Annotated in this window: 13 protein-coding genes; 10 read left to right on the forward strand and 3 right to left on the reverse strand. The window is 66.4% G+C overall.

Features of this window, described 5'->3' with window-relative positions; translation table 11 throughout:
- Positions 1–24: 24 nt before the first annotated feature.
- Positions 25–1854 carry a M2 family metallopeptidase gene (locus J4O76_RS11675; protein WP_426281981.1) on the forward strand — a complete coding sequence of 610 codons (1830 nt, stop codon included), beginning with the start codon at positions 25–27 and terminating at the stop codon, positions 1852–1854.
- A gap of 265 nt (positions 1855–2119) precedes the next feature.
- On the opposite strand, the gene J4O76_RS11680 is transcribed toward J4O76_RS11675, so the two are convergent.
- From J4O76_RS11680 to J4O76_RS11690, 3 genes are all read right to left on the reverse strand, one after another.
- Entirely contained in the window at positions 2120–2614 is a 495-nt protein-coding gene (locus tag J4O76_RS11680) for a hypothetical protein (RefSeq protein ID WP_426281983.1), read from the reverse strand.
- A gap of 64 nt (positions 2615–2678) precedes the next feature.
- Positions 2679–4115, reverse strand: coding sequence for an AMP nucleosidase (locus tag J4O76_RS11685; RefSeq protein WP_426281985.1), 1437 nt, complete (start codon positions 4113–4115; stop codon positions 2679–2681).
- 181 nt (positions 4116–4296) lie between these two features.
- Positions 4297–4776, reverse strand: coding sequence for a peroxiredoxin (locus tag J4O76_RS11690; protein ID WP_107954829.1), 480 nt, complete (start codon positions 4774–4776; stop codon positions 4297–4299).
- Positions 4777–4885: 109 nt separating this feature from the next.
- On the opposite strand from J4O76_RS11690, the gene J4O76_RS11695 reads away from it, so the two are divergent.
- From J4O76_RS11695 to addA, 9 genes are all read left to right on the forward strand, one after another.
- Positions 4886–5446: a YqgE/AlgH family protein gene (locus tag J4O76_RS11695; RefSeq protein ID WP_426281987.1), complete on the forward strand. Its 561-nt coding sequence runs from the start codon at positions 4886–4888 to the stop codon at positions 5444–5446.
- Between the two features lie 229 nt (positions 5447–5675).
- Positions 5676–7109, forward strand: coding sequence for an adenosylhomocysteinase (gene ahcY, locus J4O76_RS11700; RefSeq protein ID WP_107954828.1), 1434 nt, complete (start codon positions 5676–5678; stop codon positions 7107–7109).
- A gap of 184 nt (positions 7110–7293) precedes the next feature.
- Positions 7294–10449, forward strand: a complete 3156-nt coding sequence (locus J4O76_RS11705) for a TonB-dependent receptor domain-containing protein (protein WP_426281989.1) — start codon at positions 7294–7296, stop codon at positions 10447–10449.
- Positions 10450–10593: 144 nt separating this feature from the next.
- Complete coding sequence (locus J4O76_RS11710; protein WP_426281991.1) at positions 10594–12954, forward strand: PAS-domain containing protein; 2361 nt, start codon at positions 10594–10596, stop codon at positions 12952–12954.
- Positions 12955–13072: 118 nt separating this feature from the next.
- Positions 13073–13522, forward strand: coding sequence for a tRNA (adenosine(37)-N6)-threonylcarbamoyltransferase complex ATPase subunit type 1 TsaE (gene tsaE / locus J4O76_RS11715; protein ID WP_426281993.1), 450 nt, complete (start codon positions 13073–13075; stop codon positions 13520–13522).
- Positions 13519–14487, forward strand: a complete 969-nt coding sequence (locus tag J4O76_RS11720) for an aminoglycoside phosphotransferase family protein (RefSeq protein ID WP_426282436.1) — start codon at positions 13519–13521, stop codon at positions 14485–14487. The genes tsaE and J4O76_RS11720 overlap by 4 nt, the downstream gene beginning before the upstream one ends.
- On the forward strand, positions 14484–15239 hold the full coding sequence (locus tag J4O76_RS11725; protein ID WP_426281994.1) for a nucleotidyltransferase family protein: 756 nt from the start codon (positions 14484–14486) through the stop codon (positions 15237–15239). The genes J4O76_RS11720 and J4O76_RS11725 overlap by 4 nt, the downstream gene beginning before the upstream one ends.
- Entirely contained in the window at positions 15232–18192 is a 2961-nt protein-coding gene (gene addB, locus J4O76_RS11730; protein WP_426281995.1) for a double-strand break repair protein AddB, read from the forward strand. The genes J4O76_RS11725 and addB overlap by 8 nt, the downstream gene beginning before the upstream one ends.
- The gene (gene addA, locus J4O76_RS11735) at positions 18182–21604 is read left to right on the forward strand and encodes a double-strand break repair helicase AddA (RefSeq protein WP_426281996.1); all 3423 of its coding nucleotides are present in this window, start codon (positions 18182–18184) and stop codon (positions 21602–21604) included. The genes addB and addA overlap by 11 nt, the downstream gene beginning before the upstream one ends.
- Positions 21605–21638: the final 34 nt, after the last annotated feature.

A 21638-nucleotide genomic window follows, 5' to 3' on the forward strand; every position in this document is an offset into this window, starting at 1 on the left:
GGAGGCATAATCCAGGGGAAGATCATGATCCGTACCGTCTCTCTGATCGCGCTCGCGTGCGCGATTGCCGCGCCCGTGTCCGCACAGGCCCAAACCGCACCCGCCGCAACCGGCAAGCCGACCGTCGCGCAGGCTGACGCGTTCGTCGCCGAGGCCGAGAAGGCGATGGCCACGGCCTCGCTCGACGCGAACCGCGTGGCGTGGGTCAACGCGACCTACATCACTGACGATACCGATGCGCTGGCGGCGAAGTCGGGCGCGGAGATGACCGATCTCGGGGTGAAGTATGCGCTAGGCGCCGCGCGGTATGCGTCGCTGCCGGGGCTGTCGTTCGATACCAAGCGCAAGCTCGATTTGCTGCGCGGTGGGCTGACGCTGCCGGCACCGACGCGGCCGGGCGCTTCCGAGGAACTGTCGACGCTGACCACCAAGATGTCGTCGTCCTACGGCAAGGGCATGGGGACGCTCGCCGGCAAGCCGATCAACGGGTCGGATATCGAGGCGGCGATGGGCTCGACGCGCGATCCGGCCAAGCTGACCGAGATGTGGACGAGCTGGAACGACAAGGTCGGTGCGCCGATGCGCGGCGACTATGCGAAGATGACGTCGATCTCCAACGAAGGCGCGCGCGAGCTCGGCTACAAGGACGTCGGCGCGCTGTGGCGCTCTGGCTACGACATGACGCCCGAGCAGTTCGCGGCGCTGACCGACAAGATCTGGAAGCAGGTCGAGCCGCTCTACATGGCGCTGCACACCTACACGCGGTGGAAGCTGAACGAGAAATACGGCGATGCGGTGCAGGCGAAGACCGGGCCGATCCGCAGCGACCTGCTCGGCAACATGTGGGCGCAGGAATGGGGCAATATCTACGACATCGTTGCCCCCAAGGGCGCGGGCGACCTGGGTTTCGACACCGGCGACCTGCTCAAGGCCAAGGGCTATGATCCGCTCAAGATGGTGAAGCAGGGCGAGGGCTTCTATTCGTCGCTCGGCTTCGCACCGCTGCCGGAGACGTTCTGGAAGCGGTCGCAGATCACCAAGCCTGCCGACCGCGACGTGATCTGCCATGCGTCGGCGTGGGATATCGATGCCAAGGACGATATCCGGGTCAAGATGTGCACGAAGGTGAACGCCGACGATTTCGTCACGATCCACCACGAACTCGGCCACAATTACTATCAGCGCGCGTACAAGGCGCAGCCGTTTCTGTACGCGAACGGTGCGAACGACGGTTTCCACGAGGCGATCGGCGATACCGTCGCGCTGTCGATCACGCCGGATTACCTGGTGAAGATCGGGCTGCTCGACCAGGCGAAGGTGCCGAGCGCGGACAAGGACATCGGGCTGCTGCTACGACAGGCGATGGACAAGGTCGCGTTCCTGCCGTTCGGGCTGCTGATCGACAAATGGCGCTGGGGCGTGTTCTCGGGCGCAATCCCGACGACTGGTTATCAGGCGGCGTGGGATCAGTTGCGGCTTCAGTATCAGGGTATCAAGCCGCCGGTCGCGCGCGACGAGACCAAGTTCGATGCGGGCGCGAAATACCATATCCCGGCAGCGGTGCCTTACACGCGCTACTTCCTGGCGCGGGTGTTGCAGTTCCAGTTCTACAAAGCGGCGTGCGACCAGTCGGGCTGGAAGGGGCCGCTGCATCGCTGTTCGTTCTACGGTGACAAGGCGGTCGGTACGAAGCTGAACGCGATGCTGAGCATGGGGCAATCGAAGCCTTGGCCGGATGCGTTGCAGGTGTTCACGGGGAGTCGGGAGATGTCGGGCGCGGCGCTGGTCGAGTATTTCGCGCCGTTGAAGGCTTGGCTGGACGTGCAGAACAAGGGGAAGCCGACTGGGTGGTGAGGGGCGCCGGGTAACCGGCCGCTAACGCTTCCTCCTAGTTCCCCCGCGGAGGCGGGGGCCCAGGGTTATGAACGCTTCCGTGGCTTTAGCTGGGCCCCCGCCTCCGCGGGGGAACGTTAGTAGCGAGGGCGACACCTACAACGCACCACCCCCGCGAAGGCCGGGGTCCAGTTGGGAAACGTCGCTAACGGAGTGATGAGCTTCGTTACACAAGACGTTCCAACTGGGCCCCGGCCTTCGCCGGGGTGGAGTATCTTGGGGATACTTACTCCGGGACCGTCCCTGGATCGGCAATGCCCGCGTCGAACGACTTCGACGAGTCCGTGCCGTCCGCTTGATGCGCGTGCGTACCCTTCGGCTTGGGCGCTGGCTGAGCCTTCGGCGTGCTCCCGCGCAAGGTCAGCAGCGCCCCAACCGCTGCGCCAGCAACCGCCACCCCGCTGAAGATCGCAGCAGCCCCCCATTTGCCACGGGTCTTCTCCGGAGGCTTGGCGACCGCGACCGGCGTGGCCGTATTGCGTGCAGGAACAGGCCGTGGCGTGCTGCGCTTGGTCGAGCGCGGCTTTGGCGTCGGCTTGGCCACTGGTTTCGACGACGCGGCGGTGACAGGCTTGTCCGCAACCGGCACGGGCTTGGACGCGACCGGCTTGGCGGACGACGTCGCTGCCGGAGCAGCCTTCGGCGCGCTCGTCTTGCGCGGCGCGCGACGGCGGGCGGCGGGCTTCTTTGCTTCCGTATCGGGCGTGTCGGTGTCGGCCACTTCTATCTTCCCTCAGCAATGATTCCGGAAGCGTAACGCATTCCCGTGCGATCCGCTCCGATTTTTACCGGAACGGCGGCTCGTCGAACGCGCGGAGCTTGCGGCTGTGGAGCTTCGACCCTTCGAGGCGGAGTTGCTCGCAGGTCTCGATCCCGATCCGCAGATGCTCGCTGATCGCGCGCTCGTAGAAGCGGTTGGCCTGGCCCGGCAGCTTAAGCTCGCCATGGAGAGGCTTGTCGGAGACGCAGAGCAACGTGCCGTAGGGGACGCGGAAGCGATACCCTTGCGCGGCGATCGTCGCGGACTCCATGTCGATCCCAACGGCGCGGCTGAGCGAGAAGCGCAGCGCGGACTTCGAGTAACGAAGCTCCCAGTTGCGGTCGTCGGTGGTGACGATCGTGCCGGTGCGAAGGCGGCGCTTGAGTTCCTCGCCCGACTGACCCGAGACGATCTCGGCCGCCTTGGCCATGGCGAGCTGGACTTCGGCGATCGCGGGGATCGGAATTTCGGGGGGCAGGACGTCGTCGAGGACGTGGTCGTCGCGCAGATACGCATGCGCGAGGACGTAATCGCCGATCCGCTGGCTCGGGCGAAGGCCGCCGCAATGGCCGATCATCAGCCACGCCTCGGGACGCAGCACGGCGAGGTGATCGCAGATCGTCTTGGCGTTGGACGGGCCGACGCCGATGTTGACGAGCGTGATACCGGTGCGGTCGTCCGCCATCAGGTGATAGGCGGGCATCTGGTGGCGGCGCCAGGCGCTGTCGGAAATGATCTTGTCGATGTCGTCACCCGACGAGATCGTGATCCCGCCCGCGCCCGACAGGCTGGTGAAGCGCGAGCCTTCGCCCAACTGCGTGCCGGCCCAGCGGACGAACTCGTCGACATAGCGGTGATAGTTGGTGAACAGCACGAAGCGCTGCGCGTGTTCGGCGGGCGTGCCCATGTAATGGCGCAGGCGGGCAAGGCTGAAATCGGTGCGCAGGCCGTCGAACAGCGCGAGCGGACGCGTCTCGTCGTTGGCGACCCAGAGGCCGTCGGCGATTTCGTCGCCGATATGCGCGAGTTCGGTCGCGGGGAAATGCCGCGACAATTCGGTGGCAGACACCTCGTCGAGGCTCAGCGCGTGGCCGGGTTCGATCACGTAAGGGAACGGGATTTCCTGGCGGCCTTCGACGGCTTCGACAGTGACGTCGTAATCCTCGATCAGCAGCGTCAGCTGTTCGATCAGATATTCGGCAAAGATCGCGGGCTTGGTGACGCTGATGCGGTATTCGCCCGCGTTGACCAGACGGCCGAACGATCGCAGCGGGGTCGGGCGGTCGACGCCGCCCTTATAGGTCAGCCGGATCTCGGGATAGGCGAACGAACCGTCGGTGCGGCTGTCGGGATCGGGCGTCGTGCCGTCGGCGATATAGGCGCTCATGGCGGCTTGGAGGCGCTCGACGGAGGCGCGGTAGAGGCGGTCGAGTTCGGCGACGAGGTCGGATGCGATTGTCATCGGGCAGTGTTAGGTGGCGGACGTTACGGTGGCAAGACCACCTAAATCCTCCCCGTGTCGGGGAGGTGGCAGCCCACTCGGGCTGACGGAGGGGGCGCTCCGCGACCGTAACGCTCGCGGTGAGCCCCCTCCACCCTTCGGCAAAGGTGCCGAACGGTCCCCCTCCCCGTGCCGGGGAGGATCAGATCTCGCTGAGCAGATGTTCCGCCGAGCTCACCTTGAATTCGCCGGGTGCCTCGACGTTCAGCTGCTCGACCACGCCGTCGTTGACCAGCATCGAGTAACGCTGGCTGCGCGTGCCCATGCCGAAGCCCGAGCCGTCCATCGTCAGCCCGATCGCCTTGGCGAAATCGCCATTGCCGTCCGCCAGCATGGTGATGTCGCCAGCGCCCGCCGACTTGCCCCACGCACCCATCACGAACGCGTCGTTGACCGAGACGCAGGCGACCTCGTCGATGCCCTTGGCCTTCAGTTCGGCTTCCTTCTCGACGAAACCGGGAAGGTGCTTGGCCGAACAGGTCGGCGTGAACGCGCCGGGGACCGCGAACAGCGCGACCTTGCGGCCCTTGAAGAAGCTGTCGGTGTCGACCTGGTCGGGGCCGTCTGCGGTCGCCTTGACGAGATTGGTGGTGGGAAGCCGGTCGCCGACGCTGATCGTCATCTGAAATCTCCTGTCGCCGCGCGTTTCTCGCGGGCGAGCCGTACCTTGGACGCGGAAGCGCGTATTTCAAGCGTGGCGGGCGATCGTCCGCGTCGCTATGGTCGAACGCATGGACAAGACGCCCTTTCTTTCCGGACAATTCCTGCTCGCGATGCCGGGGATGAGCGATCCGCGGTTCGCCCGCGCGGTGATCGCGATGTGCAGCCATGACGAGAATGGCGCGATCGGCATCGGGATCGGCGCGACGATCGACGGTCTGGGTTTTCACGATCTGCTCGAACAGTTCGGGATCGAGCCGGGCGACGCCCCCAACGCGCCGGTGCATTTCGGCGGGCCGGTCGAGTCGCGGCGCGGGTTCGTCGTGCATTCGTCCGACTGGGGTGGGCAGGATTCGGTCGACGTCGCCGGGCGGTGGAAGCTGTCGAGCACGGTCGACGTGCTCCGCGCGATCGCCGAGGGGAAGGGCCCTTCGGAGTGGGTGGTGGCGCTCGGCTATGCCGGTTGGGATGGCGGACAGCTCGAGGGTGAGCTGTCGCGGCCGGGGTGGTTCAACGTGGCCGGGGATGCCGAACTGCTGTTTGAGACCGTGGCGGAGGATCGCTGGACGATGGCGTTTGCGCAGGCCGGCGTGGATCCGCGCTTGCTTGTCGCGGAGACGGGGCGGGCCTAGCCGTTCTCCTGCGAACGCAGGAGCCCAGGATCACATAGGCCACCGTTCGTTACCCTGGGCTCCTGCGTTCGCAGGAGAACATGGGTATCAGGGAGTATCGTCGTGACCTCCTCCAGGCATCATATAAAGATATCTTTATATTTGATTTGAGGCCTCCGATCGCCTAAGTGGCACGGCATCCGGCACGGGCATGAGGCTCGCCGATCACAGAATTTCCAGGAGACCCATCGTGGCCACCACCCTCGCCCCCGCGCAGTCCGGCAATGCGACCGACTACGTCGTCGCCGACATCAGCCTCGCCGATTTCGGCCGCGCCGAGATCAACATCGCCGAGACCGAAATGCCCGGCCTGATGTCGCTGCGTACCGAGTTCGGCGCAGCGCAGCCGCTCAAGGGCGCGCGCATCACCGGCTCGCTGCACATGACGATCCAGACCGCGGTGCTGATCGAGACGCTGACCGCGCTCGGCGCCGACGTCCGCTGGGCGACGTGCAACATCTTCTCGACGCAGGACCACGCCGCCGCAGCGATCGCCGCGACCGGCGTGCCGGTGTTCGCGATCAAGGGCGAGAGCCTCGCGGATTACTGGAACTATGTCGGCGACATCTTCTCGTGGGATCGCGACGTAGAGGGCCAGACCGCCAACATCATCCTCGATGACGGCGGCGACGCGACGATGTTCGCACTCTGGGGCGCCAAGCTCGAAGCCGGCCACACGATGCCCGAGCCCGAGAACGAGGAAGAGGTCGAGATGCAGCGTGCGCTGAAGGCGTACGTCGCGAAGAACCCGGGCTACTTGACCGAGACCGTCAAGAATCTGAAGGGCGTCTCGGAAGAGACCACCACGGGTGTCCACCGCCTGTACGAGATCGCCAAGAAGGGCGAGCTTCCCTTCCCGGCGATCAACGTGAACGACTCGGTCACCAAGTCGAAGTTCGACAACCTCTACGGCTGCAAGGAATCGCTGGTCGACGCGATCCGTCGCGCGACCGACGTCATGCTCGCCGGCAAGGTCGCCTGCGTTGCCGGTTTCGGTGACGTCGGCAAGGGCTCGGCCCAGTCGCTCCGCAACGGCGGCGCGCGCGTGATGGTCACCGAAGTCGATCCGATCTGCGCACTGCAGGCGGCGATGGAGGGCTTCGAAGTCGTGACGATGGAAGAGGCCGTGAAGCGCGCCGACATCTTCTGCACCGCGACCGGCAACGCCGACGTCATCACCGCCGATCACATGAAGGCGATGAAGCCGATGTCGATCGTCTGCAACATCGGTCACTTCGACTCGGAGATCCAGATCGCCGCGCTGTCGAACTACGACTGGACCGAAGTGAAGCCCGGCACCGACCTGGTGAAGTTCCCGGACGGCAAGCAGATCATCATCCTGGCGAAGGGTCGCCTGGTGAACCTGGGTTGCGCCACCGGCCACCCGTCGTTCGTGATGTCGGCGTCGTTCACCAACCAGACGCTCGCGCAGATCGAGCTCTGGACCAAGGGTGAGAACTACAAGAACGAAGTCTACGTCCTGCCGAAGCACCTCGACGAGAAGGTCGCGATGCTCCACCTCGAGAAGCTCGGCGTGAAGCTGTCGAAGCTCTCGGACAAGCAGGCCGGTTACATCGGCGTGCCGGTCGAAGGCCCGTTCAAGCCGGACCACTACCGCTACTGATCGTCCACACGATCGCTGCGTAAAGGGCCGCGTCCACCATCAGGTAGGCGCGGCCTTTTCGTTACGCATCCGTGTTGCGAGGATGTCACATAACCGCAATGTTTCGTTGTAAGGATTGAAAAATAGACAGAAAAGGTGTCCTTCTGGGCTCAGTATAAAGCTTAGGTTCAGAGGGTTACTCAGTATGGTTGGCATCTCGATCCGGAAGTCCGGATTGTTCGTAACTGCGTCCACGGTCGCATTCGTATTGGCCTCGGCAATTCCGGCAGCAGCGCAGACAGCGACGCCGGTGGACGCGCAGACACAGGCACCCGGCACCGATCCGGCCGCTCCCGTAGGTTCGGATACCACGACGGGCGCGGTTGCGCAGACTGTTGCGCCGGAGGCCAATGCCGGCAGTGAAATCGTCGTGACCGGCTCGCGTATTGCGCGTCCCACACTCGACTCGCCTGCTCCGGTCACCACGCTGACGATTGCCGATCTCACGCGCACCGGTGCTATCACGGTCGGCGACGTTCTGAACGATCTTCCGTCGTTGCGCTCGACCTACAGCCAAGCCAGTTCGACGCAGTTCATCGGCACCTCGGGCCTGAACTTCCTAGATATGCGCGGTCTCGGCGTTACCCGCACGCTGGTGCTGGTCAACGGCCGTCGGCACATCACCTCGTCCGAAGGTGATTTCCTGGTCGATACCAACACCATCCCGACCGATCTGATCGAACGCGTCGATGCGGTCACTGGCGGCCAGTCCGCGGTCTACGGTTCGGACGCGATGGCGGGCGTCGTCAACTTCGTGCTCAAGCGGAACTTCGAGGGCCTCACGCTCAACGCGCAAAGCGGGTTGAGCGACAAGGGCGATCACGGCACGTATCGTCTCAGTGGTACTTACGGTCAGAACTTCGCAGACGGCCGCGGCAACATCGCGCTGAACCTTGAATATAACCAGTCCGACCTCGTCACCTATGCCGACCGGCCAGGTCTGACGGGTGCGTATAGCGGACGTCGACAATTCCAGCTGGTGGACAGCCCGGCGCTCGACAACACGGTTCCGAACCGCACCTTCCTCAACAATGTTCATAGCTTCGGTTACGACAATGGCGGCAATTTCATCGCCTATAACGGCTCCGGGATCGGCAGCTGCGCCAACGGCACCGTGGCGGCAGGCTGCCTCGCCAACGGCTATCCCCGCGTGTTCGGTTTCAACTCCGGCGGATCGCTGTACGAATATAACTACGGTACCGACTTCCGCCCGGCGGGCTCGAACAACAACAACGGCGGCGACGGCGGCATCCTCAACGACCGCGGCACGCTTCAGCCGGCGTTGAAGCGCTACGTCGCCAACCTGCTCGGCCACTTCGACGTGTCCGATGCCTTCAAGCCGTTCATCGAAGCGAAGTTCGTTCGCGTCGAGAGCTTCAACCAAGGCACGCCGACCTTTGCCCAGGGCGGCGAGCAAGGCACCGTCGCGGACGAGGACGCAGACGGGAATCCCTTCACGCGCGCGGCCATTGGCGGGTTTAGCCGGCAGACGATCGGCATTCCGATCTCGTTCGATAACCCATATCTGCAGCCCGGCGATGCCGCGACGATCCGTTCGTTGCTGCCAGCTGGCGCACAGTTCTTCCGCTTGAACCGCAATAACAACGATTTCGGGACACGCGACGAATTCGACCGCCGCGATACCTATCGGATCGTCGGCGGCGCGGAAGGAACGTTCAACACTGACTGGAAGTATGATTTTTCGGTCAACTATGGCGAGTTCCGGACCCGCTCGTCGTTCTTCAACAACCGCATCAACCAGAACTTCTACAATGCGGTAGATACGGTTCGGAACGGCGCGGGTACCATCGTCTGCCGGATCAACCAGACCAGCGTCACCGATCCGAACTGCGTGCCGTTGAACGTGCTCGGTAATGGCGCCCCCAGCCAGGCGGCCCTCAATTACATCAACACGACTTCGCAGCGTACCGGCAAGGCGACCGAGTTCGACGTGACGGCAAATATCGTCGGCGACAGTTCGCAGCTGTTCGAACTCCCCGGCGGTCCGGTCCAGTTCGCACTCGGCGGCGAATATCGCCGTGAGACTGCTTCGTATTCGTATGACGACCAGGTGAAGTCGGGCGCGACCTTCCTCAATGCCATTCCCGATTTTGCTCCGCCATCGTTTGCGGTGAAAGAAGCATATGGCGAGATCAACCTGCCACTGCTCAAGGGAACGCGTTTTGCCGAGGAACTGTCGGCGAATGCTGCCGTTCGCGTTGCGGACTATAAGGGCTCGGCGGGTACCGTCTGGACCTGGAATGCAGGGGCGCTGTATGCGCCGGTTCGCGATATCAAGTTCCGCGTAAGCTACGCCAAGGCCGTCCGCGCGCCGACGCTGAGCGACCTCTACTCGTCGCCGTCGCAGAACTTCGACATTCTGAACGATCCCTGCGACATCAACTTCATCAAGACTGGTCGCTCGACGCGCGCCGCCAACTGCGCCGCAGCTGGCGTTCCCGCCAACTTCATCAACAATGCGGCACGCGGCGGCAGCACCGAGTTCCTGTCGGGCGGCAACCCCAACCTCGAGGCGGAGACGTCGCGGAGCTGGACGTACGGCGTCATCCTCCAGCCGTCGTTCATTCCCGGCCTTGCGATCACGGCTGATTATTACGACATCAAGATCAGTAACGTCATCGCCGCAGTCGGCGCGCAGACCATCCTCGACGCCTGCTACGACGCAGCGTCGCTGGACAACCAGTTCTGCGGCCTGATCAATCCGCGCCAGTCGAGTGGTGAGTTCGCCCAGACTGCACTGCTCCAGAGCACGGTCAACTTCGCGGCGCTGCGGGCCAAGGGCATCGACGTGGATGTGTCGTACAACCGCCGCATCTTCGCCGATGACAAGATCGCACTGCGGTTCGTCGGTACCTGGGTTCGCGACCGCACGGATTATCCGTACCTCGACAACCCTGGCCAGAAGGAGCGCGTCAAGGGCGAGCTGGGCGACCCGGTCTACAACTTCAACGTCTCGGCCGATTATACGCATGGTCCAGTCACGTTCGGCTACCAGCTCCGCTACATCGGTCGCCAGTCGATTACAGATTGGGAAGCGCAGCACGAAACCAATGGCGTGGCCGCACTCGATCCGTACTATGCTGATCGCGTCTATTACCCGTCGGTCGTCTATCATGCGCTGCGTGCATCGGTTGACGTTGACAAGCGCTTCACCTTCTATGGTGGCGTCGACAACCTGACCGATAAGAAGCCGCCCTACGGCCAGCTGGGTGTTGCAGACGGTGCGATTTTCGATAACGTCGGCCGCTCCATGTACGTTGGCGCGCGTGTGAAGCTCTAAACCGCATCCTCCATCGCTGAAGGTCGAAAGACCGCGAAGGGCGGGTCCGTATGTCGGGCCTGCCCTTTTCCTTGTTTCGTGGCTTTCCCCCGGGGGACGGTTTGGCCTACATGGTCGAATGATATCGCGATGCGCTCCCTAAACATGATCATCGGGACCGGTGTCGCCGTGACGATCGGAGCAATACTCCTTCTGCTAATCCTTGCTGGGTTGGCGTTGGTTTACGTCGGTCTGCGTGCCCGTGCCGGGGCGATGGAAGCAGTCGAGGCAAGCGCGCAGTTGCAGACGATCCTCGATGGGTCGCCGGCGATCGTGACGGTGATCCGCTCGGGCGGGCGGATCGAGATGACGCAGCGGATGGCGGACTGGCTGGGGCTCGACGCGGCACCGCGGTCGATCGCGGAGCTTGCTGCCGGGGGGGCGGGGCTGTCTGCGGACGATGCCGCGCGATTGATTGCCGACGTCACGGCGGCGCAGCGGTCGGGGCGGGCGTTCGTGCGGTCGGTGCGATTGCAGGGCTCGACGCGGGCGATCACCTTTCGCGGCGGGCGCGCGCCGGGCGAGATGGGGGCGACCGGGGCGGTCTTGCTATGGGCGTTCGATGCGACCGACAGCGAGGCGGAGATCGCGCGACTTGGTTCCGAGACTGCACGGCTCGGCGAGGCGTATGAGTCGCTGACCGGGCTGATCGAGGCCGCGCCGATGCCGATGTGGTACCGTGCGACCGACTTGCGGCTGGCGATGGTGAACTCGGCTTACGTCGATGCGGTCGAGGGGCGCGATGCCGCGGATGTCGTGGCGCGTGGACTAGAATTGGTCGAGGGATCGGGGCGGGGTGGGCCGCTCGCTGGCGCCGCGGTCGCGCGGGAGCAGGGGCGTCCGCATCAACAGGTCCTGCCCGCGACGATCGACGGCGCGCGGCGATCGCTGCAGATCTACGACGTACCGTTGCCGAGCGGCGGCGTGGCCGGGTTCGCGATCGATATCGAGGAACTGGAGCAGGCACGGTCGGGCGCCAAGCGTTTTGCGGAAGCCCAGCGAGCGATGCTCGACCGGCTGTCGGCAGGCGTCGCGCAGTTCGGCGGGGATCGCTCGCTCGTATTCTGCAACCAGCCGTTCCGGCGGATGTTCGCGATGCGGAGCGAATGGCTCGCCGACCGCCCCGAGTTCGACCGCGTGCTGGAGCGGATGCGCGAGGCTAACCGGCTACCTGAAGTCCGCGACTTTCCAAGCTGGAAGGCGGAGCGGCGCGACTGGTTCATGCAGACCGGCTCGGCCCAGGGTGGCGGCGCGATGGAGGAGAATTGGCACCTGCGCGGTGGCACGCATCTCCGCGTGGTCGCGCAGCCGCTTCCCGATGGTGGCTTGTTGCTCATCTTCGAGGATCGCACCGAGCAGGTCCAGCTCGCCAGCGCGCGCGACACGTTGCTGCGGGTGCGGACCGCGACGTTCGACAATCTGTTCGAGGCGCTTGGCGTGTTCGCGGCGGATGGTCGGTTGCAGTTGTGGAACAACCGGTTTCGCGCGCTGTGGGGCCTGGAGGAAGAATTCCTTGCTTCGCATCCCCGCGTCGATGCGTTCGCCGAAGCCGCCGGTGCGAAACTCGCGACACCTGGCCGGTCGGCATTGATCCCGGATCTGGTGCGGTCGGCGACGGTCGGGCGCCAGCAGCGCGGCGGGCGCGTGGCGTTCGCGGACGGGCGGCATTTCGAGTTTGCGGGTGTGCCGTTGCCGGATGGGAATGCGCTGTTCACGATGCTCGACATCACCGACAGCCGCCGCGCGGAGCAGGCGTTGCGTGACCGGGCGGATGCGCTCGAGGCGACCGACAAGGTGAAGACCGCGTTCGTCGCGAACATGAGCTATGAGCTGCGCACGCCACTGACGTCGATCAGCGGGTTCGCGGAGATGCTCCACGGCGGCTACGCGGGCGCGCTGACGCCGCAAGCCGAAGGGTATGTCGGGGCGATCCTCGAATCAGTCGAGCGGCTGGGCTTGCTGGTCGACGACGTGCTCGACCTGACGCGCGCGGAGAGCGACCGTGCGGAAACCGACCGCAGCGACGTGGAACTCGCGGCCACCGTGCGCGCGGCGGCGGAAACGATCCTGCCCTCGGCCAAGCGACGCAAACTCGATTTCGCGATCGAGGTCGCGCGGTCGACTGGGCGCGTGAACGGCAATCCGAAGCGGTTGAAGGAGGTCGTCGAGCATCTGCTGCGGCATGCGGTCGCGGCGACGCCCGACGGTGGGCGCGTGCTGCTGCATACCGATGGCAATGCGACGTCGGCGCGGATCGTGGTTTCGGATGATGGTGTCGGAATGGATGCGGAGGCGGTGGCGCATGCTTTTGATCGGTTCGCGGAATCGAAGCCTATGGGGGATCGCGCTTTGGGTCTCGGACTGCCGTTGGCGAAACAGTTCGTGGAAGCGCATGGCGGGACGATCGAACTGGTGTCGGAGCCCGGTGCGGGTACGCTGATCACCGTAGAATTGCCGCGGCGATGAATGCGCATCTACTGCTCCCTCTCCCCTCTGGGGAGAGGGCCGGGGTGAGGGGCCGCCAAGCAATGTACCGCTTCGAACAGCCCCTCACCCAACCCTCTCCCCGAGGGGGAGAGGGCTAATGCGTGCAATCCTCCTACCCGATCCCCAAGCGACCGAAGCGTTCGGGGCGCTATTGGCCGACCGCGTCCGCCCGGGCGACGTCATCACCCTCGAAGGCACGCTCGGCGCCGGCAAGACCAGCGTCGCCCGCGGACTCCTCGCCGCACTCGGCCTAGCCGGCGAAGCGCCATCGCCCAGCTTCGCGATCGTCCAGCCCTACGAGCCACCCGAAGTCCGCATTCCCGTACTTCACGTCGACCTCTACCGCATCGACGGACCAGCCGAGATCGAGGAACTAGCACTCGACGACGCCCGCTATGATTCGCTGCTGCTCGTCGAGTGGCCGGAACGCGCAGGCCCGGATCACTGGCCGGATGCGCTTCGCCTGAGCCTGACGATCGAGCCGGACGGCACGCGCAGCTTGACAGTCGGAGTCCCGGGAGCTTGGAGGTCGCGATGGCCGACATGACCCCGCCGCCCGGCGCCGCCGCTTTTCTCGACGCTCATGGCTGGGGTGGGGCACAGATCCTCCCGGTCGCCGGCGACGCGTCGTTCCGCCGCTATTTCCGCGCAGTCGAGAGCGGGCGGCAAGCGATCCTCATGGACGCGCCACCGCCACACGAAGATCCCCGCCCGTTCATCGCGGTCGCCGAATGGCTTGTCGAACGCGACTTCGCGGCGCCGGCAATCCTGGCGTGCGATCTCGACCAAGGGCTCGTGCTGATCGAGGATTTCGGCGACGATCGGCTGCGTGAGGCAGTCGACGCTTCACCGGAAGAGGAACTGTCGCTGTATGCGCCGGCGATCGACTTGCTGGTGCGGCTGCGCGCCGAGCCGGCTGGGCCCGTCCCCCCCTATGATCGCGCCGTGCTGAAGCGCGAGGCGGGGCTATTCGTCGAATGGTACTGCCCGGCGGTCGGAATCGAGGCAGATCTTGCTGGGTGGGACGCGGCTTGGGAGTCGGTGTTCGATCATGCGATCGCCGAGACTCCAGTTACGGTACTGCGCGATTATCACGCCGAAAACCTGATGCTGGTCGGGCCGGAGCGATCGCTCGGCCTGCTCGATTTCCAGGACGCCTTGGCGGGGCATCCGGCCTATGACCTCGTGTCGCTGTTGCAGGATGCGCGGCGGACGGTCGATCCGGCGGTCGAGGCGGCGATGCTGGCGCGATATAGCGCGGCGGCGGATGCGGGAGAAGACTTCATGAACGCGTATCACGTGCTCGGCGCGCAGCGGAATGCGAAGATCCTCGGCATCTTCACGCGGCTATGGAAGCGCGACGGCAAGCCGCATTACGCGACGATGTGCCCGCGCGTCTGGACGTATCTGGACCGCGATCTGGCCCAGCCGGTCATGGCGCCGGTCGCGGCATGGTTCGCCGCAAATGTGCCGTCAGAGTTGCGTGGCGATCCGCTGGCCTTGAGCGCGTGACCCGACAGCAGACGATCCGGCCTGTCCCGCGCGGGATCGTGCCCGAGACGGCGATGGTGATGGCGGCGGGACTGGGCAAGCGGATGCGCCCGCTGACCGCGACGCGACCCAAGCCGCTGGTGCAGGTCGCAGGGAAACCACTGATCGATCACGTCTTCGAGCGATTGCAGGCCGCCGGGATCAAGCGCGCGGTCGTCAACGTGCATTACCTCGCGGACACGCTGGAGGCGCACGTCACCGACCGGTTCGAGGGGATCGACGTGGTGATCTCCGACGAGCGGAAGATGCTGATGGAGACGGGCGGGGGGCTCGTCCAGGCGCGACACCTGCTCGGCGACGCGCCGGTGCTGGTGGTCAACAGCGACAATCTCTGGATCGACGGGCCGGTCGACGCGATCAAGTTGCTCGCATCGCGCTGGGACGATGCGAAGATGGACGCGCTGCTGCTGATGGTGCCGCTCGCGCGCGCGAACAATCACGGCGGCATGGGCGATTTCTATCTCGGCAGCGACGGGCGGATCGCCGGCCGCCGCAAGCCCGGCCGGGTCGCCCCGTTCGCCTATACCGGCATCCAGATCCTCCACCCGCGGTTGATCGCCGACTGGCCGGAGGGGCCGTTCTCGACCAACATCTTCTGGAACCGCGCGATCGCCGCCGGACGCGCTTTTGGGCAGGTCCATCAGGGCCTGTGGTTCGACGTCGGCACGCCCGCCGCGATCCCGAGGACCGAGGCGATCCTCGCGGATGGCTGATATTGCCACGGCGGATCGCCCGACGCTCTACACGATCCCCGCGCACCGGGCGTTCGCCGATGCGCTGGTCGCCGGACTGACCCGGCGGGCGGGGCGCGATCCGCTCGCACTCGCCCGCGCGCTCGTCGTGCTGCCGAACAACCGCGCGGTGAAGGCCGTAACCGAGGCGTTCGTGCGCGCGAGCGGCGGCGGGCTCGTCTTGCCACGTCTGGTCGCACTGGGCGATCCGGAGATGGGCGAGGCAGTCGGCGCCGCACTCGATCCGGCCGACGATATCGATCCGCCGCTGCCCGCGGTACCGCCGTATCAGCGGCGCATGATCCTCGCGCGGCTAGTGTCCGAAGAGCGCGCGCGCGAAGGCCATCCGGTCGATGCAGCCGAAGCGGTGCGCCTCGCGGGCGAACTCGCACGGACGCTCGATCAGTTGCTGGTCGAGGAAGTGCCGCCGACCAAGCTGCGCGATATCGAGCTTGGCCCCGAACTGACCGAACATTGGCGGCGCGCGCTGGCCACATTCGAGATCGTGCTGCAACGCTGGCCGGGCGAACTCGCGCGGCTTGAGCGGATCGATGCGGCGACGCGGCGCTCGGCGTTGCTCGACCGGCTCGCCCAGCGCTGGCGGAACGCGCCGCCCGCCGGGATAGTCTGCGCGGCCGGCGTGACCGATTCCGCGCCCGCGGTCGCGCGCCTGCTCCGCTGCATCGCCGACATGCCGCAGGGCATGGTGGTATTCGCCGGCCTCGACCTTGCGCTGCCCGACGAGGAGTGGGACGCGCTTGGCCCGGACGATCCGAACCCGGTCACCGGGCTCACGCGTCGTTCGATCGAAACGCATCCGCAGTTCGATGCGAAGCTGATGCTCCTGCGCATGGGCGTCGCCCGCGGCGAGGTGCAGACTTGGCGCGAGGGCGGCGGGCACGACGCCGACCCCGCGCGCGGCCGGGCCATCGCCAACGCGCTGGCACCCGCGGATTTCACCGGCAAATGGACGCAGATCGCGGCGGAGGATCGCCGCTTGAAAGGCGTGACCGCCGCCGAACTCGCAACGCCCGCAGAGGAAGCACAAGCGATCGCGCTCGTCTTGCGCGAGGCGTTGGAAGTGCCCGAGCGCACCGCCGCGCTGGTCACGCCTGATCGCGCGCTGGCGCGACGAGTGGCGGCGCATCTCGGGCGCTGGGGTATCGGCATCGACGACAGCGCGGGGCGGCCCTTGTCGATCCTGCCGCCGGGGACATTGCTGCTCGCGCTGGCCGAAGCGGCGGCGCAGCGTTTCTCGCCGCTCGCGCTGCTGGCGTTGCTGAAGCATCCGCTGGTGCGGGCGGGCGAGGATCGCTTGCTATGGCTCGACGGCGCACGCGCGCTCGATCGGCGGTTGCGTGGACCAAGGCCGGCGGCGGGGCTCGACGGAATCGCCGGGCATCTTGAGGAGCGGAAGGGGACGGCATCGACATGGTGGACCGACGTCCAGCCTTTGCTGACGCCGCTGGCGAACGCGTTCGATCAGGGACCGCAGCCCCTGGCGTCGGTGCTCGCGTGCCTGCGCGAGACGGCGCAGACCTTGTGCGGCGACAATCTATGGTCGGGTCTTGCGGGGCGTGCCGCAGCGGAGTTCCTCGCCGATCTGGAAGCGGAAGCCCCCGCCGGGCCGCCGCGGATCGATCCGCGCGAACTGCCGCAACTGTTGCGCACGTTGCTCGACGAAGTCGCGGTGCGTCCGGCGCCGGGTGGTCACCCACGGCTAGCGATCTACGGCCTGATCGAAGCGCGGTTGCAGACCGCCGACGTCATGGTGCTCGGCGGGCTGAACGAAGGCGTGTGGCCGGGGCGGCCTGCGCCTGACCCCTGGCTGGCGCCGCGTATCCGCATGGAGCTTGGGCTGCCGGGGTTGGAGCGGCGTGTCGGCACCGCGGCGCATGATTTCGCGCAGGCTTTGGGCGCCCCGCGGGCGGTCGTAACCCGAGCGCGGCAAGATGCGAAGTCGCCGGCTCTGGCCTCGCGTCTCTGGCTACGGTTGCAGGCGCTTGCAGGCGACCGGTTCGAACGCGCGTCGGCACTGGAACGCTGGACCCGCGCGCTCGACGATCCGGGCAAGCATCTGCCCGCCGACCGTCCCGCGCCGTCGCCGCCTGCGCTGCTGCGTCCGAAGGCGATCTCCGTCACCGAGGTGGATCGCCTGAAGGCCGACCCCTACGCCTTCTACGCACGCCGCGTGCTCGGGCTCATGCCGCTCGATCCGGTGGATGCCGATCCGAGCGCGGCGTGGCGCGGGACTGCGGTGCACGACATCCTCGAGCAGTGGTGGAAGCAGGACAACTGCACCGTCGACACGCTGCGCCAGCGTGCGAAGGCGATGCTCGACGACGAGCGGACGCATCCGATGATGCGCGCGCTCTGGCAACCGCGCTTGCTGGAGGCGATCGACTGGATCGCCGGCGCTATCGTCGCACAAGGTGAGGACGGCCGGAGCGTCGCCAGCGCCGAGGGCAAGGGCAAGATCGAGATCGCGGGGGTGACGCTATCGGGTCGCTACGACCGCATCGACAAGCTGCCCGACGGGCGCTTGGCCGTGATCGACTACAAGACCGGGAAGCCACCGTCCCCAACCGCGGTGCGCGCCGGGTACAGCCTCCAGCTCGGGCTGCTCGGCCTGATCGCCGAACGCGGCGGGTTCCCAGACGTCTCCGGCATCGCGGGCGCGTTCGAATATTGGTCGCTCGGCAAGAAGCGCGACGCGTTCGGCTATATCGAGAGCCCGGTCGATCCCGAGGGTAAGCGCGACAAGATCCCGACCGCCGAATTCACGTCGATCGCTGCGCACAACTTCACCGAAGTCGTCGGCGAATGGCTCACCGGCAGCGCCGCGTTCACCGCCAAACTCGTCCCCGAATACGCCCCCTATGCCGAGTATGACCAGTTGATGCGACGCGACGAATGGTACGGTCGTGAGCGGTGACGCGCGCGCCACGCTGCCCCGGCTGAGGGGCGCGCAGGCCGATGCGAGCAACCCCGCCTCGCACGTCTGGCTGTCCGCGTCGGCCGGCACGGGCAAGACGCAAGTGCTGGCGGCCCGCGTGTTCCGGCTCCTCTTGCGCGGCGTCGATCCCGGCGCGATCCTGTGCCTGACCTTCACCAAGGCGGGCGCGGCCGAGATGGCGCAGCGCATCAACGGGCGGCTCGCCGCATGGGTGCGGATGCCCGCCCCGGCACTCGCCGCGGACCTGATCGCGCTCGGCGAGAGCCCGGTACAGGCCTTGCAGGACCGCGCGCGCACCCTGTTCGCCAAGGTGCTCGACGCGCCGGGCGGGGGCCTGCGCATCCAGACGATCCACGGCTTTTGCCAGGGGTTGCTAGCCGCGTTCCCCGTCGAGGCTGGGCTGACGCCAGGCTTCCGCCCGTTGGAAGCGCGCGAGGAAGCCGGCCTGGCACGCGAAGCGTTGGCGTCGATGCTGTCGGACGCCGAGCGCGAAGGCCGCGAGCGCCCGGTCGAGATCGTCGGTCGCTTGTCGCTAAGGATGGGCGAGGGCGGGGCGGAGGCCTTCCTGCTCGCCTGCGCGCGCGCGCTGCCGGCGTTGGAGGCCCTCCCAGTCGGGATCCAGCCATGGCTCCGTCGCGAACTCGGGCTTCCGTCCGGCGACATCGACGAAGCGATCGCGGAGTGGTGCGACGCGCTCGACCTCGACGCGATCGCGCGCATTGCAGCGGCCAATCGCGCCTGGGGGACCGCTACCGGACAGGCCGCGGCAGCGACCGTGCAGCGCTGGCTCGACTCCGAGGATCGCGCGGCGACGTTGGACGAACTTGCCAGCGTCGTGCTGACCGGCACGGGCACGCAGCGCAAAGCCTCGAAGAAACTGATCGATGCCGAGCCCGATTACGAAGTCCTCGCGCGCGACTTGGGCGAAGCGTGCACGGACGTGTTGTCGATGGTCCAGCGCGCGACCTATTGCGACCTGCTCGCCGACGGGCTGGAGGTCGGGCGCGATTATGCGCGGGGGTATGCGTTGGCCAAGCGGCGTGTAGGCGCAGTAGATTTCGACGACCTGATCGCGACGACGGTGGCGTTGCTCGACCAGCCGGGGATCGGCGAATGGGTCCGCTACAAGCTCGACCAGGCGACCGAGCATTTGCTCATCGACGAGGCGCAGGATACCAACGGCCACCAGTGGCGGATCGTCCGCGCGCTGGCCGACGAGTTCTTCGTCGGCCGCGGCATCTATGCGCCATCGACGCGCACGCTGTTCACGGTCGGCGATTACAAGCAGGCGATTTTCGGGTTCCAGGGCACCGATCCGCGACAGTTCGAAGCCGCGCAGATATCTTTCTCCCGGCGCGCCGAAGAGGCGTTTGGTGACGACGACTGGCCGGAGAACGAGCGTGGTTTGCCTTTATCGGCGCTGTCGCTGACGCATTCGTTTAGGTCGACGCTGCCCGTTCTAGAGTTTGTTGACGCAGCTATTGAAGCAATCGGCGAACCGGGGCTTGGTATCGAGACTACGGAACCGCACGCCAGCGAGGTAGCTGGGCCTGGCACTGTGACCTTGTGGCCGACGGTATCGGCGGGCGGCAGTGAGGACGACGAAGAAGGCTGGGTCGATGACGCGGTGCGCAAACTCGCCAGCGATATCGCGCGTGCGGTGAAGGGCTGGCTCGCCCCCGACACCGGCCTCATGCTGGAGAGCAAGGGGCGGCGGTTGCGGCCCGAGGATGTTATGATCCTCGTCAAGCGTCGCGGCGATCTCGCCTCGCTGATCGTCGCGCGGCTCTATGCCGAGGGCGTGCCGGTGGCGGGCGTCGATCGCTTGCGACTGAACGCGCCGCTCGCGGTGCAGGATCTGCTCGCGACGATCCGCTTCGTGTTGCAGCCCGAGGACGACCTGTCCGTCGCGGCGCTGCTCGTGTCGCCGCTGATCGGCTGGACGCAGGACGAATTGATGGCGGCGGCCCCGCGCGAGGCCGGGCCGCTCTGGCGCCACTTGCAACGCACGCAACCCGCGACGCGGCTCGCCCCCTTGCTGGCGATGCTCGCTCGAGCCGATATCGCCACGCCGTATCAGTTTCTGGAGGAGCTACTGTCGGGGCCGCTCGACGGACGCCGCAAACTGATCCGGCGGTTGGGGACCGAGGCGCGCGATCCGATCGAGGAACTGCTCAACGCCGCGCTGACGTTCGAGAGCACGACGACGCCGTCGTTGCAGCGCTTCCTCGACTGGTTCGACCGCGGCGATGTCGAGATCGTCCGCGATCCGTCGGCGCCGCTCGATGCCGTTCGGGTGATGACCGCACACGGCGCCAAGGGCTTGCAGGCGCCGCTGGTGATTCTGGCGGATGCGACGGCGGACCCGTCGGCGGCGCCGCGCTCGATCCTGAAATGGGCGCCCGAGCCAGGAGCCGCGCCGATCCCAGTGTTCCGGCCGCGGTCGAGCGAGCGCGGCGGACCGCTCGATGCGGTCGTATCGGCGGCCGAGCAGCGCGAACTGGAGGAGCATTGGCGGCTGTTCTACGTCGCCGCGACGCGCGCCGAAGAGCGGCTGGTGATCGCCGGTGCGCTGGGGCCTCGCGCGAAGGGCGTGCCGCCGGAGAACAGCTGGTATGCGGCATCCGATCGGGCACTGACGGCGCTCGAAGTGCCGATGGGTGAGGGCGCGCGGACGTTCGCCGGGGTCGAGCCTCAGCCTGGGGTGATCGCCAAGGCTTCGGCTTCGGTCGAGATCGCGGCTAATACGCAGCTGCCGGCCTGGGCGCATGAATCGGCACCGCAAGAAGCGCGTCCGCCTCGTCCGCTGTCGCCATCGGCGCTGGGTGACGACGCGGTGTCCGATCCACCGCCGACGCCAGCTATGCGCGTCGCGGCGGAGCGGGGGCGGCTGATCCATGCGCTGTTCGAGCGTCTGCCGGCCGTTGCTTCCTCCGATCGTGCGATGGCAGCCGATCGCTGGCTCGCGAAAGCAGGCGGCGTCGACGATGCCGCGGCACGGTCCGAAATCGTGCAGAGCGTGGTCGCAGTGCTCGACGATCCGCGCTTTGCCGAACTGTTCACCGCGGAGACGCTGGCCGAGGCGCCGATCGCCGCCACCCTCGCGAACGGCATGGTCGTGTCGGGCACGGTCGATCGCCTGCTGATCGAGCCCGACCGCATCCGAGTCGTCGACTTCAAGACTGGCCGCCGCGCTCCCCGTGGCCTCGACGACGTCCCGGAATATCATCTGAAGCAGATGGCGGCCTATGCCGAAGCCTTGAGCGTGATCTTTCCGGGGCGGTCGGTCGAGGCGGCCTTGCTGTACACGGCCGGCCCGCGGTTGATCGTGCTGAACGACGAGACGCTGGCCGCGAACAAGCCGCACTATCGCCCCACGGAGCAAAGCTAGCGCCCCGGTGGTTGAGCGCACACGCGAGCGACCT

It is taken from the genome of Sphingomonas sp. NFX23, from assembly GCF_049887795.1.
In the GTDB taxonomy this organism is placed as follows: domain Bacteria; phylum Pseudomonadota; class Alphaproteobacteria; order Sphingomonadales; family Sphingomonadaceae; genus Sphingomonas.

Coding starts and splice junctions, on each gene's coding strand:
- J4O76_RS11675 (WP_426281981.1), top strand. CDS start 25: ATGATCCGTACCGTCTCTCTGATCGCGCTCGCGTGCGCGATTGCCGCG.
- J4O76_RS11685 (WP_426281985.1), bottom strand. CDS start 4,115: ATGACAATCGCATCCGACCTCGTCGCCGAACTCGACCGCCTCTACCGC.
- J4O76_RS11690 (WP_107954829.1), bottom strand. CDS start 4,776: ATGACGATCAGCGTCGGCGACCGGCTTCCCACCACCAATCTCGTCAAG.
- J4O76_RS11695 (WP_426281987.1), top strand. CDS start 4,886: ATGGACAAGACGCCCTTTCTTTCCGGACAATTCCTGCTCGCGATGCCG.
- J4O76_RS11705 (WP_426281989.1), top strand. CDS start 7,294: ATGGTTGGCATCTCGATCCGGAAGTCCGGATTGTTCGTAACTGCGTCC.
- J4O76_RS11710 (WP_426281991.1), top strand. CDS start 10,594: ATGATCATCGGGACCGGTGTCGCCGTGACGATCGGAGCAATACTCCTT.
- tsaE (WP_426281993.1), top strand. CDS start 13,073: ATGCGTGCAATCCTCCTACCCGATCCCCAAGCGACCGAAGCGTTCGGG.
- J4O76_RS11720 (WP_426282436.1), top strand. CDS start 13,519: ATGACCCCGCCGCCCGGCGCCGCCGCTTTTCTCGACGCTCATGGCTGG.
- addB (WP_426281995.1), top strand. CDS start 15,232: ATGGCTGATATTGCCACGGCGGATCGCCCGACGCTCTACACGATCCCC.